A 15587-nucleotide genomic window follows, 5' to 3' on the forward strand; every position below is an offset into this window, starting at 1 on the left:
TGTATTTATACGTTAGACATAACATTTCCACTCGATTATTCGTTTTAACCTTAGCTTTCTAAAATGTTATACTTTCCTACCTATATTAAATGAAATGCTTTTAAGCTATAGCTAATGTTTTTACTAGCTATAGCTTATTTTATTCTTTAGCTTTTACCAAAACAGTGTTTTTCAGTCTAACGGAAAGAATAATACTGTTAGACACCCTTCACTTTTCGGACTACATAATTGGTAATCTACGTTTTATTTACGTGGAAGATTTGTTTTTCTTTTGTTTCATGGAAATGACAATGACTGAAATTATAAACAAAAGGAAAACTGTTGCTACAAAGCCAATAAATAGCCAGTTAAGACCAATGTCCTCTGTTACAGAAAAAACTTCAACTGTTTCACGATCTAAACCAATTTTATATTCTCCATTATCATTTTCACGAACCGTATGATCTCCTAAATAGCCACGTAATTGTTTACCTGGTGCTAAATCGGTGATTGAAACGGATCGAGTCGTTTCATCATTGTTGATTGCAATAAACATCGTTTGTCCATCATAAGTCCGTTTAAAAACACTCATGGCACCGTCAGACCCAACTAACTCATAATCACCTTGACGTAACGAAGGAAACTGATTGCGTAAGGAGGAAATCCGATTATAAAACTCCACTAAATCTTTATTACCACTATTAAACTCAACTAATCTCTGAACTTCTTCGATGGTTGTTCCGGCCATAGGTAGCTCTGAACCTTGAAACATAATGGGTACACCAGGCATAGAGTATAAATACGTTAAAGCCAGTCTCCAGGCTGTAAGCGAATTTCTTCCATTTTCTACAACAGCTTGTGTAAATCTTTCCATTGTTTCATCATCTAAAAAAAGCATATTCTTTTGACGATCAGCCATTGTATTTTCATATATGGCTTCCGGCGACTTTCCTAATTGAGAGAAAACCTCCTTCATAGCCTGCTGCGCCTTATGGTTATCTACAGCATCCAAATTGTTATCTTGCAATAAAAAAGTTATGTCACTATCTGGTTCTAATACATCAGCTAACAGATAAAAATTCGGATCCTGCTGCTTTATCTTGCCTGTAAGCTGTTCCATAAATTCCGGATTGGATTGATCAGCTGCATGCAATAAGTAGCCATCAATATCTGCCTCCTTCATCCAGTATGTAGCAACATCAACTAAATACTTTTGTACTGCCTTATTTTCCTGGTTCAATTTAACAGCCTTATCTCCCCATGGAGTGTCTATTATCTCCTCACGTTCGAGCCATTCTTCTTTCGTCGGATCATTCGCTATTGGATGACTGGCAGCTATATAATTTGCAACAAGTTCCACAATTACTTTTATATCTCGTTTATGGGCTTCGTCAATTAGTTGATTAAAACTTTTCATATCACCAAATTGCTCTTCAATTTCATAAAAATCCTCAATCCAATATCCGTGATACCCATTTGGCGCATTTGCCATAATAGGGGAAAGCACTAAAGTTGTATAACCCATTTCTTCAAATGAGTCAAGCTTATCTGTAATCCCTTTCAAATCCCCACCATGATAAGCTTTTGGATCTTCTACATCAGTATGTTTGTTTTGCTCAAAGTTACCATTATTATAACGATCTACAAGGATTCGGTAAAAAATCTCTTCTTGCACTGGATTTTTCTCGGCTGCAGCAATTACTGACATCCCAAAGAGAATAAAACCAGCTATTATTATGCTTGTAATTCGTTTCATCTATCATTTCTCCCATCCTACATCATTATTTTTTTCCTTTTAATTATGAAGCTTTTTTGAACATACTTAACAATCAACCCATATTAAAATTTCAACGTTTGCTTCAACCTTTAGCATTTAAGCTAGATGAAGATACAGTTCAAAAATTCTCCACATGTACGATCAGATATCGTTTTCTAATGACAAGAAATCAATAATTATATTTTCTAAAGATACATGAAAAAAGCTGTCCTTTTATTCAAGGACAACCTTTTGATGCCGGGTAAGCTTAGTTAAGCCCCATGGGTAAGCGAAAGAACCCTAACGCTATGACGATAATGAAAGCGATAATAAATTGAATCCATAAGCCCTTAAGCGGCTTTTGCTTTGGTAGACGAACAAGTAACATTTCCATAGCAGCAATAACCCACAATCCAGCAACCCCTTTTACAATAACTTCCGGTAATAATGGTGAGCCATTAAGATAAGGGGTAATTAAATCTCCGCCAGAATATAGGATTAATAGATAATCTAATCGTAAAATCATATGGATTATTTTACCGGGTTTTTCTTTTCCTTGCTTGTACATCGCATAAGCAATTACAAATAAGATCAGCCCTAGTGCCCATGCAGTTATATGCAGATGTGTATTCATTAACAAACATACCCCCTGTATAAATTGAAACTTCGTTCAGTAGGAGTTTTCTTCCATCTCCTACTGAATGTTAGTTGAACGAATCGGGCATGTAGGTGCCGTTTTCTCCCACTTAGACCCTTTTGTATGAACTCAAGGCTCTTGAAACGGGAGTCTACGGCACCTTACATGCGGGATAAATTCAACAACTACAAACATCTTACCATGATTATAAGAAGATTTCATTTTAAACACTTGCTATCTACTACAAATTCACAAAAAACATTTACACTTTGAAAGTAAGATTTTGTTTATGCAAAAGATGTAGTCCAAAATCAAATATTAAGAAAACGTTGCAATCAAAAAACAATTTAGATTATTTTAAAAATATTGTTTATTCAGCATTATTATATGGTAATTTTTTAACTGAAAACTTCAGAAAAAAAGAGGTAAACATAACGCAATAAGAAAAATGATGATTTATTCGATAGAGTTTTTTGGTAACTCTGGATTTATGATAATAGCCATATTAGCAATTATTTTTATTAGCATCTTAATTAATTATTTTAAATGAATTGCATTCCTATAAGTCTCTGTTTCTTTATCATTGAGATTATCTTAACTATAATTATAAGCCTTTTTTGCTATCCTATAAACAATTTAACTACTACTGGAATGGCATATTAGCCGGGTACATCGTTATACTATTAATAAAAGAAGGACTTAATCGTTACTACCAATTAGAAGGGCAGAGCCGCGGTTCTGTATAAACGAACGCTACACAGTATCAATTAACCGAGGTTATGCATTTAAACATGTGCAATGAAGAAACATGCTAACGTGACAATTGGATTTTATCCAATCTTTTGAACATGTTCTATAAATAAAAATGTTCTTACTTTTCTATATAGAACTTCCCAAAAAACTGGTATACTATATTTTGTAGACTATTTTTAACATTCGGAGGGATCAAATGGTACTCACAAGTCAAAAAATCATTGATCAGACGCAAAGTTACGGTGCGAAAAACTATCATCCACTCCCTGTAGTTATTTCCAAAGCAGAGGGTGTTTGGGTGGAAGATCCTGAAGGGAATCGTTATATGGACATGCTAAGTGCATACTCTGCTGTCAATCAAGGACATCGTCACCCGAAAATTATTCATGCTTTAAAGGATCAGGCAAATCGTTTAACCTTAACATCACGGGCTTTTCACAATGATCAGTTAGGCCCTTGGTTTGAAAAGATTTGTAAACTAACAAATAAAGAAATGGTTCTTCCAATGAATACCGGAGCTGAAGCAGTTGAAACAGCCGTTAAAGCGGCAAGACGCTGGGCTTATGATGTTAAAGGAGTAGAAGAAAATAAAGCAGAAATCATTGCATGTGAAGGTAATTTTCATGGTCGAACCATGACCGCTGTTTCACTATCCTCTGAAGAAGAATATAAACGTGGCTTTGGTCCAATGCTTCCGGGAATTAAAATTATTCCTTATGGTGATATAGAAGCATTGAAAGCCGCTATTAATGAAAACACAGCAGCCTTTCTTTTCGAACCAATCCAAGGAGAAGCTGGGATTATTATTCCACCTGAGGGCTTTTTGAAAGAAGCTTATGATGTATGTAAAGAACATAATGTACTCTATATTGCTGACGAAATTCAATCTGGGCTTGCCCGGACCGGAAAATTGTTTGCCTGTGACTGGGAAGAGGTCACACCAGATGTACAAATTCTTGGAAAGGCTCTAGGCGGGGGAGTATTTCCTATTTCTTGTGTAGTAGCTAACAAGGATATTTTAGGTGTTTTCAATCCAGGATCACATGGTTCCACATTTGGAGGAAATCCTTTAGCTTGTGCTGTATCCATGGCAGCATTGGAAGTAATTAAGGAAGAAAAATTATCAGAACGATCTTTAGAACTTGGAAACTATATGATAGCTGAGCTTAAAACCATTTCTAATCCTAAAATTAAAGAAGTTCGTGGTAAAGGATTGTTTATTGGCGTTGAGCTGACCGAAGCTGCTCGTCCGTATTGTGAAGCCTTAAAAGAAAAAGGACTGCTTTGTAAGGAAACACATGAGAATGTGATTCGATTTGCACCACCATTGATCATTGATAAAGATGATTTAGACTGGGCAATTGTCAAAATCAAAGAAGTATTAAAAGGATAACAATGAAGCAGCTTGGAATATTCCAAGCTGCTTCATTTTAGGCTGTTTTTCTCCTTAATGGCTGCTTTTTATTATATGTAAGACTCCTCCATATCCACTCTAATGGTCCAAATTTGAAATACCGTAACCAGCAAATACTCCACACGATTTGCAAACTATAAATAACCACCCCTATGCCGACCCCAGACAATGGGGTAATTTCCCCATACCACCCGAACCCGATACCATAAAACAGGAAAAAGCAGATGACCGATTGCATGATATAATTCGTTAATGCCATTCTTCCTACGTAAACAAACGGATGCATTACTTTTTTACCTACTTTTGTTTGGGCAAGGAAAGTGATTGTAAGGATATAAAACAACCCCGAGAATGTACCACCAATATTATCTTGTACAAAAGAAAACCACTTTGGATTACCAAACGAATAGGGTCCTAGCTTTAATCCAATAAACAAAATGAACGAAATCCACCATACTTTCATGAGAATCGAGCGATACTGTAGTGGTTGATGTAGCCAGCCCTTCCGTCCAACATACAGACCTAATAAAAACAACGGCAAAATAAACCCCATACTCAACAATAGACCAAAGCCATAACCATTAGCATTCATCCAATCTTGAATGTTTTGCAGCCAAATTGAACGGATTGAATCACTTGTATAATTATAGATTGCCTCCTCAATCAATTTCTGATTATACACTGTCACAAAATCACGAAATCCATACATTATAAGTGTAAAAAGTCCAACAAAAGCTGTTAAAATGCTAATTGCCCATATTAATAGTGTTTCATCTTTAACCTGAATAAACAAAAGTGCTGTAAGCCCAACAACAGCGTAAGTAAGTAAAATGTCTCCATGCCAGATGAAAAAGGCATGAATAAAACCAATTCCTAACAAGAGCAACAGTCTTCTTGTCAGAATGGTCATATAAGGTACGCCTTTTATAGATAAGCGGTCAATCATTAATTGCAAACCAAAACCAAACAAAAATGAAAATATGGTATAAAAACTAGCTTGAAAAAATATATCTATGACTGCCTGAGTTATCCTATCAACAGGAGCATTCCAAGTAATTTCTCCACCACCATAGATAAAATAAGGGGCACTGAATGCTCCAATATTCACCATAAGAATCCCGAATATAGCGAAGCCTCTAGCTGCGTCTATCCAATACAGACGCTCCCTTTCTTGTATTGGTGCAGGTAATTTATGCATAACACTCTTCCTTTCTATTTACTCCATCAATTAATATTCGAGAAAAAAAGCAAATTTCCTCCTAGACCTTTCAACAAATTTTCCCTGTAACATAAACTTACACTAAGGGAGGAATTTATCATGCCAGCAAAAGTTGGAGCAGTAAAAGTAATTAATCTCTCTTCATCCAGTATTTTTAACATTGGCGATGTATATTCCATATCTCCTAATAGTAATGCCAAAACATATGCTGGTGGAGGTTCATTCAATACAGGACATGGAATTCGGATTAATCTTGGGTATGCAAAAACATTTATCAATGATCAAGATAAAATTGATCAGCCAATAACTTAGCTATTGGAGGGCCACAAGGATGAATATTACTGTACATCAAACGATTAGTATTTATATGATCAAAGTGAGCGCAATTACGAATTCTTCTGTATTACAAATCGGCAGCACTGGAAGCGTTCAAGCACAATCAGATATTTACAATACTGGTGGATTTACTCAGCCGGCTCAAGAAGTAGTTGAATCAATAAGTGAAGCAATTCCCCTTGTTCCGCTAGCACCGTAACTGCACATTTTTTAACAAAATGAATAAATTAATATAGGCATTCGTCTATTACCGGCAAGGGGGTTTATTTTCATGAATCATCCAAATTGGACCAAATATATGTACGATATACACGAATATATAAGAAAACAGGAAACCGTTATCGAGACATTAATGAAGAGAGTAAACCAATTAGAAGAAAATCTACAGAATGCGAAGTCAAATAAAATTGAAAAAATTGAATATCACTTTGATCAACTTAAGATTGAACGTTTGGACGGAACGCTGCATATTGGCCTTTCCCCACAAGATTTGGCAAATTTAGAAGATACCAATTTTATAAATCAAGCTAATTTAAATCAAGCTAATTCACCAACTTATTCGCCTCCATTCAAGCAAACCATTCAAGCAGAATTAAGTGCTTACTTACAGCAAACGGGTCTGTCCATGATTCATCAGTTAGCAGTTGAACATAATGTCCGATTAGATGACGGTTATCCTTCCATCCTCATTCAAGATATAGAAAAGCAACTGCCTGGACGAATTGCCTTTTATGAAAATGAAGCCTATCAAAAGAAGATTCATACACAAGAAGAATTGCATGCTTTTATCACGGATAAAATCAAAGCAGAGATTCATCAATCCTTAAAAAATTACATGCAAAATAATCATCATAAAGGAGAATAAGTATGATCATGGAAGTCCATAATTGGGGTCTTAACGTTGGAAACATTCAAGTTGATAATGTTTCTGCTTCATCTGTTTTTTTAATCGGCGATAATGATGAATTTATTTTATCATCTTTCTTCGATACTCCGCCAGAAGCGTTTACTGTCGGTAATATTGTTCCATTAGCATTGACATAAGGTGATTATATGTATAAGCGATTAGTAAATGTCGGAAACATCTATACGAATTCCTTCTCATTTAGCAGTACTCTTTCCATTGGCGATACGGAATATGCTCAGTTAAACTCCAACGGAATTGCCGTACAAAAGGAGCGCCCCATTTTTACTGAGGCGGATGAAGAAACGTTTTCCTATCCCCTTTTCAATCGGCAAGCAAACTGGCCTAAGCCAAAGCTCACGGTGAAAAAGACAACCTTAAATCATACCGGGACGATAAATATAACAGCAATAAGTGTTATTGGAGTAAGCAGTTCTTCTTTAATGCAAGTCGGCAGCTTAAGTAAAGGAAGAGCAGAAGCAAGAATAAAGCATTTTCGCAAGCTAAGGCAATAATACTCACGTTCTTATGACATCCTTTTTCCTCTGTATATTGCCTCCTTAATGGGAGACAAATGTACGCACTATTCTCATTAAATTTCATAATCTATAGAAATAGATTTTTTAAAAGGTGGTTTCACATGCCCTCAATCGTTGGACCAATCAAAATTGTTAATGTAGGTGGAGGAGTTGTCAATTTTGGAGATTCCTTTTATGTATCACCTAAAAGTTCTTCCAAAACAAATGCCGGTTCCGGCTCATTAAATACAGGGGATTTTACATGCACCAATAATGGTCTTAGTTCTACAAATCCATTCGATCCAGATATAAACGACCAAAACCAAACTGCAAATGCATAAAAATAAAAGCTAGAAGTGCTCGCTTAACGACGTACAAATGGCCGATTTTCTGACGAGTAAAGTGATACTTCGTTCAAGAAGTGCTTTTCTTTTTTCTTATTGCAAAAATGTGTTTATGATTTTAACGTACGGGTGAGAGAACCGGTTCCTAAAGCCTTCCTTTAGGTTCGAGACGATGTTGGCTTATCGCATAGGAAGAAGATCAAAGTTTGCTACAGCTTAAGCGCTGGTGCTAGACGACGAAGTTATTTTCAAAATAGATATCTGCTATGTAAAGACGGATATTAGTTTCCATAATAAAATCATGACCACCCGTCCAATAAACTGCACTTCAAATTTTAGACACTGAAACAATTTAAAGGTGCAGTTCATAGCAAGTGGTTTTCTGTTTCGCACGCTATCGCGAGCACAACGGACTAAAGTCATAATAAGTATGCCGTGAAAAATGATTAATTTCACGGCATACTTACGTTTTTATTGCACAAGAGCAACTTCATGTTTACTAAAGAAATACAAGTACGTCTCTAAAACCGGTTGTTGCCAAATCGTTTCTACTGCATAGCGATATAACTTCAATTGTGTCTTATAGCGGTTGATCATTTTTTCCTTCATTTCATCTGTCCATTCTCCGTAAATTACATCTGTTTTATAATCAATAATAATCACTCCATTATCTTGCGGAATAATAGCATCGATCACACCTTGAATCAATACTCGCTCAGCTTGTTCATCTTTCCAGTGCGAATATACTTCATTTGCAGGAAGTGTAAGACTGAACGGGACTTCTCGGTATACATAGGAAGCATGTATCATATACGCAGCAATATCGGTTTGATAGAACTGTTCAATGGCCGACAGATCAATTTGCGACGCTGCCTCTTTACTTAATATCTCTTTTTCTACCATTTTTTCCAGCTCTTCTTCAATTTCCATCTTCGTTAAAGATCTATTAAATGGTAAATGTTGCATAGCTGTATGCATGGCAGTCCCGCGTTCAGCAGAAGTCATCGATTTTTGGCGCTGCATAAAGGCAGGACGTTTGATGATCGGTTTCTTAAAAGGAGCAATCAACTGATCGCCACTATATTCATCTTTTAATTCCTGTTGGCGTTTTAATTCGGTCACGGACTGCTTGGCTCTAGAAAAAGCTGCATCGGTGTATGGATAAGCAAAATTTAATCGACTATCGACTTGTTGCTTTAGTCGTTGATCTGATAATGATAGGGCTTCCCATTTCGTAATATGTTTATAAAGCTGCTTATCCTTCTCATCTTCCGTTTTGTCTAATGCTGCCAGCTCACTCGCATGAAGAACTTGAATATCCCAAGTAGATATATCGTTCTCGATACTTGTGTCCACATTTTTCTCTACCTCTTCCGTTCGCAGTATATTACTGTCACGGTGACGAAGTAAAGCAGGCGCAACCCAATCCAAATACGATTTTGCTTCGATACGAAAATATACAGGAAGTACCCATTCTTGATGATCACATATTTTTTCCCATTTCTCCTGTTTTTTTTCAAAGGAAGTCACGTTACCAATCATGACAAGCTTTTCTTTAGCTCGGGTTAATGCCACATATAGTACACGCATTTCTTCAGCCAATTGTTCTCTTAACATTGTCCGTTTTAATGCATGATAATACAGCGTAGGATACGTAATTCGTTTTACTGGATCAATATATTTACTTGCAAACCCATAATCCTTATGCAACAAATATTTCTTATTTAAATCGTTCAGATTAAATTGCTTTTCCATGCCTCCCAAAAGGACAACTGGAAATTCCAATCCTTTACTTTTATGGATTGTCATAACACGGACTACATCTTCTTGCTCGCTTAATGCTCTTGCTGCACCTAAATCATCGCCCCGCTCCTCCATTCGTTCAATAAAACGTAAAAAGCGAAATAATCCACGGAACGACGTTGTTTCATACGTACGTGCCCGATCATACAAGGCACGGAGGTTCGCTTGGCGCTGCCTTCCTCCTGGCATACCGCCGACAAAATCATAGTATCCGGTCTCTCGATAAATCTTCCATATTAGATCTGATAAGGATTCCTGTCTGGCAGCATCTCGATAGAGTTCCCGTTTTTCCAAAAACTGTTCTGCTTTCCTAGCAGTGCTGTTGGAGTGCTGGTTAACATAGGAAACTAATGCATCATAATAGGTTACGTTCTTACCGGCCAACCGAATCGCCGCCAGTTCTTCTTCATTTAAGCCAACAATTGGTGAGCGCAACACAGCAGCTAGCGGAATATCTTGCCGAGGATTATCAACGACTTTTAGTAGGCTGATGATAATTTTAACCTCAATCGCTTCAAAATAGCCTGTCGATAGCTCGGCATAAACAGGAATACCTTGTTGTTTTAATTCATCAACGATAATTGGTGCATCCGTCATCGAACGCAGTAGAATGACAATATCTCGATATTGCAAATCACGCTGTGTTTGTGTTCCTTTATCAACTACTTGTAAAGGTGGAGTATCTTCATTACCAATCCATTCTTTAATTTTTGTCGCATACATACGTGCTTCTAATTCTGCTTTTTCCAAATCAATTATTTCCTCATTTGCCGTTCTTTCTTGATCAGCTGCTTTGCGATCAATGATGATTAATTCCGGATTAGGTGTTTGATGGGGAAACGCATCATACATTTTATTGCCATAGATAAGCTCTGCTTTTTCATCGTAATTTATTTCCCCTAGCGGTTGATCAATAATTTGGCGAAATAAATAGTTCGTTCCGGTTAACACCCGTTCTCTGCTTCGAAAATTACGCGACAAATCAATTCGGATTCCAGAGTTCTCTTTATCTGCAAAACGATTATATTTGCTAATAAACAAGGATGGTTCTGCATGACGAAAGCGATAAATGCTTTGCTTTACATCGCCAACCATAAAACGATTTCCTGTACCAGTCGTATCACTGATTAATTCTAAGATCGTCTCTTGTACAAGGTTTGTATCTTGGTACTCATCGATAAGTATCTCAGAGAATTTCTTTTGAAAACCTAATGCTACTTTAGATGGAACTGGTCGGTTTGTTTCACCATCGTCCATTAACACTTGTAAACATAAATGTTCTAAATCCGAAAAGTCAACCAAAGCTCGTTCTCTTTTTTCTTCATCGAATCGGGTTTTAAATGCTTTTACTAAATAGGCTACATGTTTAATAACCGGAGCCATTTCGCGCATATCTTGTAAATGACTAGCTAAATTTCTACTAAACCAGTTTTCTTTCATATCCGTCCAACGCTTTTTATAGCTATCGCGTATTTTTTTAACTTGTTTCTTTTTATCCTCATTTACTTCTGGCTTTTTACGAGACAATGTACGGAATTTACGAGAATGGAACAACTCATGCAACTGTTGCCAATCACGCACACAACGCTTCGCATCTTGAACTAGCATGAAATCCTGTTCTATCGTTTCCGCATAATGATAAGGTCCATCACTTTCTTTTGTTAGATTCATTGCTTTCATTATTTCCTGTTCCATTGCCAGCAGTTGATCGGTTATTTCCCGTTTTAATATCGTTAGCCATGTTAATTTTTCTTCCTGCACATCTTCAGGCACTTCATACGTGCTGGCGAGTTGATCCAGCCATTTGGTTGGCCATGGGTTTTTTACCGAAAAATCATACAACTGCAAGATTAATGTTTCAACATCTGTATCACTCCGGTCATTAGAGAAACGATCCACAACCTGAAAGAACATATCTTGGTTGACTGCATCAGAACCATACCAGTCTTCTAGTAAATCGTCGAGCACCTCTTGTTTAATCATTTCTGCTTCCATATCATTCGCAATGCGAAATGATGGATCGATATCCAGTAAGTATGCATATTGCTTCACAATGTCAAGACAAAAAGCATGCAAGGTTGAGATCGATGCCCGTTGTAATAGGGATAATTGTTTTTTTAAATGGATAGAAGAAGGATTTTCAGCGAGCGCCTTTTCTAAAGCTGCACCAACTCGATTACGCATTTCCTGAGCTGCCGCATTGGTAAACGTAACGACAAGCAGGGAATCAATATCTACAGGATTATCTCTATCCAGCAGCTTTTGAATAATTCGTTCTACTAATACTGCTGTTTTTCCTGAACCGGCAGCTGCGGCAACTAATACATCACTTCCCTCGGTATAAATTGCAGCCTCTTGTTCTTTTGTCCAGCTTACCATGAGGTTTCCTCCTTCTGTTGAATATGTTTAATTATCTCTTCATCGGACATATCCGTTAACTTACGATAATGGTTCATTGGCATGGTTGGATCAAATTGACAAACAGGTTGAAACGGACAATATTTACAAGCAACCTGTTGCTTATGCTGAAACGGGTTTAAATGGATACCTCCGCTTGTTATATCCATACCTGCCTTCATCATCAATTGATGGATATATTGTCTTAAACTAGCAAAAATTTGTTCATTAGCTACTTTGGAGTGACTTCCAAATTCGCCGTTTTTCTTTATCGATACAGGAATGATTTGACTTGTTCCAGATTCTAATGTTTTATCCATTAATTTAATGGTCTCTTCATCGGATAATAATAAGCCTTGCATTTTATATTGCTTGAATAGTTCTTTTGCTATCGTTTCATCGTCTAGCTTACCTTTTTCTGAAATCATTGGATTGTGAACATGAAAGTACAATACTCCTGCTGGTGTCGCCTCAATGCCCAACCATCTTTCTGAATATGTTAAAACAACATCCAGATAAGTGAGCATTTGTAGCGCTAAACCATAATAGACCTCCAGTAAATTCAACATTTTTTCACTTGATTTATAATCGATAATCCTTAAGAATAATGCATCATCCTTCATCGCCTTATCGACACGGTCAATCCTGCCGCGAAGCATTAATTCAAATCCATTATTTAATGGGATTTTTAATGGTGGCAATTCTTGATTTTGTCCAAACCCTACTTCTAACCCTACTGGTGAAAAATAACTTTGTCTTGCTTGTTCACTAAGTACATATGTTGCTCTGGCAATTACTTCTTCTAACTTTTGTTGAATATATTGGTAACGATTCGAGCTATGCAGGATTTGATGTTGTAAAATTGGTGCTAACCGTGTAACTGCTTGATGTGCATATATCTTGGCATCTTCCTTACTTAATTGGGAGAATTCCTTTCCCTCTGTTTGAACCCATTCGGTGACCGTTTTTAATGCTTCATGGAATAATTGTCCAATGTCCGGTGCATCTAATTTGTAAGTTCGCCGCTCTTCTAAACCTAGACTATACTTAGCAAAATGCTGGTATGAACATCGATAATAAGTCTCCAAACGTGACACACTGGCATTTACCTGTTTGGGGTAAAGTTGTTTCACCGTTTTTTCTGATAGATCAAGAGGGGTGTTTTGATAATATAAACTTTGTAAAATGCGATAAGTCGTATCATGTTTCGGTTCATTTTCTATATACCAATTAAGAACATACCACCAAATCTCTTTCACAGGATATCCTTTAAGGTTTCTTGCTAGTTGAGCTGTTAAGGCAGATCTCGTTTTTATCGGCTTGGTAATAAAACGATCTGCTTCCAACAACTCATCTGGCTCTTGGAGTAATACGTGATCACAGCAATTTGGAAACAGTGTCTCCATTCGCTTAATTAGCTGTGATGGGATTTTCGTGTTACCTTCTTCATCACTTAAAGAATAGCTTATCCATAACCGGTCACTAGCTATCGTAAAGGCAATGTATATATAAAACCAATCGTCTAATAATTGACGCTTACTCGTTTCTGCAAGCTGTAATCCATGACTTGCTAGTAACTCTCTTTCCCGTTCACTAATCAACCCATCAGCTTGTGGCTTCATCGGCCATACACCTTCATTTACTCCTAGTAAAAAAGCACAGCGAATTCCACTGATTCGCGAACGATCGATTGTTCCTACAGTAACATGGTCAATACTTGGAGGGACATGGGCAAACTTTAATGTTTGAAATCCTGCCTCTAGCATCTTACGAAATGTATCTAATGACATCTTCTCTTCGCCAGCTATCTCAACCATTTCATCAAATAATTGAATAACAGCATCCCATACTTGCTCCTGCTCTCTCCCTTTTTCCAGTTCGGCACGTTCATCATACGCTGTTCTCATTTGTTCCAAACGATAAGGAACCTCCAGATTTTCCAACAAATTGTACAGATATTCGCATTGTTCTTGTACCGTTTGAGCTTGTCTCATTGTGGTATCGAATTCCTTTAATGCTTGAACCACTTGTCTGCGATAACAATTAATCCGCTTTTGAATATCAAGCTCCCTATCTGTTTGCGTTGTTTGATCAAAGCCGCGAAACCGTTGGAAGACCCACTCTTCTTTTGATAACCAGCTTTGTCTAGAACGAATCCCATATTCCAACACGTAATTTTCCAACTCATCAATCGCATCTGGAGTGAGTGGGTACTCTGAATCGGAGGCAGGGATAAACCCCGTCTTTAATACACGAAATACTGCATCATAACGCCAATTACCTTCTACCATTTCTAATGCAGAACGAATAAACTCAATCAGTGCATGGTTTAACATGGTTTTCTTCTCATCAATAAACAATGGGATATCATAATCACGGAAAATAGTCGCAATCAGATCATGATATACGTCAGTCTGTCTAATAAATAAAGCAAAATCCCGATAACGATAACCTTCATCACGGACAAGCCGAATAATCTCTTGGGCCACTCCTTCCACTTCCGCACGCAGGTGTACAGCTTCTGCAATTTGTAATGGGACATCGCCATTGTAGAAAGGTGCCGGTCGCTCATCAAAATAGCGTTCCAAATGAGCAAAATACGGCCGATCACGAAAACGCCCATCTGCCGAGTCAAGTTCGATTGTTTCTTCAATCATTACATTATTTGCTTCTGCAATTTCCTTTAATAAATGATATGTTTCTGTTGTTTGATAAAATAAATCTATTTCAGAGATGGTATCATCCTCAAGTTTATCAACCGTTAAGGCTACCGTAACGGTCTTACATTTTTTAAGCAATGCTTCTACGACCATCAGCTCTATTGGTGTAAACCGATGAAATCCATCCAAATAAACTTCTGCATCGATTAAGACAGCGGCGTGATCAATTTTGTCTGCAAGCAGCTTTAATTGATCTTCACCATCCATATACTTTCCTTGCAAGGAGAGTATAAGTCGCTCATAAATATAAAACAAATCCTCCAGTTTGTTTACCAAACCCTCTTCTTCCGGTTCTTTATGTACATAACTATTAATTTGCTCAATTTGTGCATGCAATAATTCAGGAGTAACAGCATAGCGTTTAAATTCCGTAATCATTCCTTCCAATTGTTCAAGAAAACCTTGCTTTTCCATTGCTTTTTGGAATACATGCCACTCTCCCTGCTTTTCTTCCATAATTTTTCGAAGCATCATTTGAATACCCACTGTACTGATAAATTGTTTTGTTCCCCCACCAGTCTCTTGTAAAACCCTCCAAGCAAGTCGGGAAAAGCTGACTACTTGAGCTCGGATACTACCTTGTATATCCTGATCCTTAAACAAATTATACTCCTGCTGAAACGTCATTTGATCTGGCACGATATAAAAAATAGCAGGACCTTGTGGATCCCCCTGCAATTTTTCCTTTATTTCATCGAATACACGACCACTTTTTCCCGTTCCTGAACGACCTGTTATAAATCGGAGTCCCATAACACTTCTCCTTTCCTTAAAAATAAGTATATGGTTAAAACAATTGCATCCACT

General features: G+C 37.1%; 12 protein-coding genes. 7 read left to right on the forward strand and 5 right to left on the reverse strand.

Annotated elements, in window-relative coordinates; genetic code table 11:
• Nucleotides 1–247: 247 nt before the first annotated feature.
• Complete coding sequence (locus BN1066_RS01805) at nt 248–1735, reverse strand: alpha-amylase family glycosyl hydrolase (protein WP_077317815.1); 1488 nt, start codon at nt 1733–1735, stop codon at nt 248–250.
• A gap of 268 nt (nt 1736–2003) precedes the next feature.
• Nucleotides 2004–2369: a YisL family protein gene (locus BN1066_RS01810; protein WP_077317816.1), complete on the reverse strand. Its 366-nt coding sequence runs from the start codon at nt 2367–2369 to the stop codon at nt 2004–2006.
• Nucleotides 2370–3321: 952 nt separating this feature from the next.
• On the opposite strand from BN1066_RS01810, the gene BN1066_RS01815 reads away from it, so the two are divergent.
• The gene (locus BN1066_RS01815; protein ID WP_077317817.1) at nt 3322–4518 is read left to right on the forward strand and encodes an ornithine--oxo-acid transaminase; all 1197 of its coding nucleotides are present in this window, start codon (nt 3322–3324) and stop codon (nt 4516–4518) included.
• A 37-nt stretch (nt 4519–4555) separates the two neighbouring features.
• On the opposite strand, the gene BN1066_RS01820 is transcribed toward BN1066_RS01815, so the two are convergent.
• Nucleotides 4556–5737: a DUF418 domain-containing protein gene (locus BN1066_RS01820; RefSeq protein ID WP_077317818.1), complete on the reverse strand. Its 1182-nt coding sequence runs from the start codon at nt 5735–5737 to the stop codon at nt 4556–4558.
• 120 nt (nt 5738–5857) lie between these two features.
• Here BN1066_RS01820 and BN1066_RS01825 point away from each other — a divergent pair, with 120 nt between their 5' ends.
• The 6 genes from BN1066_RS01825 to BN1066_RS01850 all read left to right on the forward strand — a co-directional run bounded on the left by BN1066_RS01825 (nt 5858) and on the right by BN1066_RS01850 (nt 7857).
• Entirely contained in the window at nt 5858–6070 is a 213-nt protein-coding gene (locus BN1066_RS01825) for a spore germination protein (RefSeq protein ID WP_077317819.1), read from the forward strand.
• A 19-nt stretch (nt 6071–6089) separates the two neighbouring features.
• The gene (locus BN1066_RS01830; RefSeq protein ID WP_077317820.1) at nt 6090–6293 is read left to right on the forward strand and encodes a spore germination protein GerPB; all 204 of its coding nucleotides are present in this window, start codon (nt 6090–6092) and stop codon (nt 6291–6293) included.
• A 72-nt stretch (nt 6294–6365) separates the two neighbouring features.
• Nucleotides 6366–6959, forward strand: coding sequence for a spore germination protein GerPC (gene gerPC, locus BN1066_RS01835; RefSeq protein ID WP_077317821.1), 594 nt, complete (start codon nt 6366–6368; stop codon nt 6957–6959).
• 2 nt (nt 6960–6961) lie between these two features.
• Nucleotides 6962–7138, forward strand: a complete 177-nt coding sequence (locus BN1066_RS01840; protein ID WP_077317822.1) for a spore gernimation protein GerPD — start codon at nt 6962–6964, stop codon at nt 7136–7138.
• Between the two features lie 9 nt (nt 7139–7147).
• On the forward strand, nt 7148–7513 hold the full coding sequence (locus BN1066_RS01845; protein WP_077317823.1) for a spore germination protein GerPE: 366 nt from the start codon (nt 7148–7150) through the stop codon (nt 7511–7513).
• A gap of 125 nt (nt 7514–7638) precedes the next feature.
• Nucleotides 7639–7857, forward strand: coding sequence for a spore germination protein (locus BN1066_RS01850; protein WP_077317824.1), 219 nt, complete (start codon nt 7639–7641; stop codon nt 7855–7857).
• Between the two features lie 474 nt (nt 7858–8331).
• Here BN1066_RS01850 and addA read toward each other — a convergent pair whose 3' ends face one another.
• Both addA and addB read right to left on the reverse strand, forming a co-directional pair.
• Nucleotides 8332–12042, reverse strand: a complete 3711-nt coding sequence (gene addA, locus BN1066_RS01855; RefSeq protein ID WP_077317825.1) for a helicase-exonuclease AddAB subunit AddA — start codon at nt 12040–12042, stop codon at nt 8332–8334.
• Nucleotides 12036–15533, reverse strand: a complete 3498-nt coding sequence (addB, locus tag BN1066_RS01860; protein ID WP_077317826.1) for a helicase-exonuclease AddAB subunit AddB — start codon at nt 15531–15533, stop codon at nt 12036–12038. The genes addA and addB overlap by 7 nt, the downstream gene beginning before the upstream one ends.
• Between the last annotated feature and the right edge of the window lie 54 nt (nt 15534–15587).

The sequence above is a fragment of the Virgibacillus proomii genome, from assembly GCF_900162615.1.
GTDB classification, from domain to species: Bacteria; Bacillota; Bacilli; order Bacillales; family Amphibacillaceae; genus Virgibacillus; species Virgibacillus proomii.

What these genes read in the sequence shown, in the direction of transcription:
- BN1066_RS01825 (WP_077317819.1), top strand. Translation starts at nt 5,858, where the DNA reads ATGCCAGCAAAAGTTGGAGCAGTAAAAGTAATTAATCTCTCTTCATCC.
- BN1066_RS01805 (WP_077317815.1), bottom strand. Translation starts at nt 1,735, where the DNA reads ATGAAACGAATTACAAGCATAATAATAGCTGGTTTTATTCTCTTTGGG.
- BN1066_RS01810 (WP_077317816.1), bottom strand. Translation starts at nt 2,369, where the DNA reads ATGAATACACATCTGCATATAACTGCATGGGCACTAGGGCTGATCTTA.
- BN1066_RS01830 (WP_077317820.1), top strand. Translation starts at nt 6,090, where the DNA reads ATGAATATTACTGTACATCAAACGATTAGTATTTATATGATCAAAGTG.
- BN1066_RS01840 (WP_077317822.1), top strand. Translation starts at nt 6,962, where the DNA reads ATGATCATGGAAGTCCATAATTGGGGTCTTAACGTTGGAAACATTCAA.
- addB (WP_077317826.1), bottom strand. Translation starts at nt 15,533, where the DNA reads ATGGGACTCCGATTTATAACAGGTCGTTCAGGAACGGGAAAAAGTGGT.
- addA (WP_077317825.1), bottom strand. Translation starts at nt 12,042, where the DNA reads ATGGTAAGCTGGACAAAAGAACAAGAGGCTGCAATTTATACCGAGGGA.
- BN1066_RS01850 (WP_077317824.1), top strand. Translation starts at nt 7,639, where the DNA reads ATGCCCTCAATCGTTGGACCAATCAAAATTGTTAATGTAGGTGGAGGA.
- BN1066_RS01815 (WP_077317817.1), top strand. Translation starts at nt 3,322, where the DNA reads ATGGTACTCACAAGTCAAAAAATCATTGATCAGACGCAAAGTTACGGT.
- gerPC (WP_077317821.1), top strand. Translation starts at nt 6,366, where the DNA reads ATGAATCATCCAAATTGGACCAAATATATGTACGATATACACGAATAT.
- BN1066_RS01820 (WP_077317818.1), bottom strand. Translation starts at nt 5,737, where the DNA reads ATGCATAAATTACCTGCACCAATACAAGAAAGGGAGCGTCTGTATTGG.
- BN1066_RS01845 (WP_077317823.1), top strand. Translation starts at nt 7,148, where the DNA reads ATGTATAAGCGATTAGTAAATGTCGGAAACATCTATACGAATTCCTTC.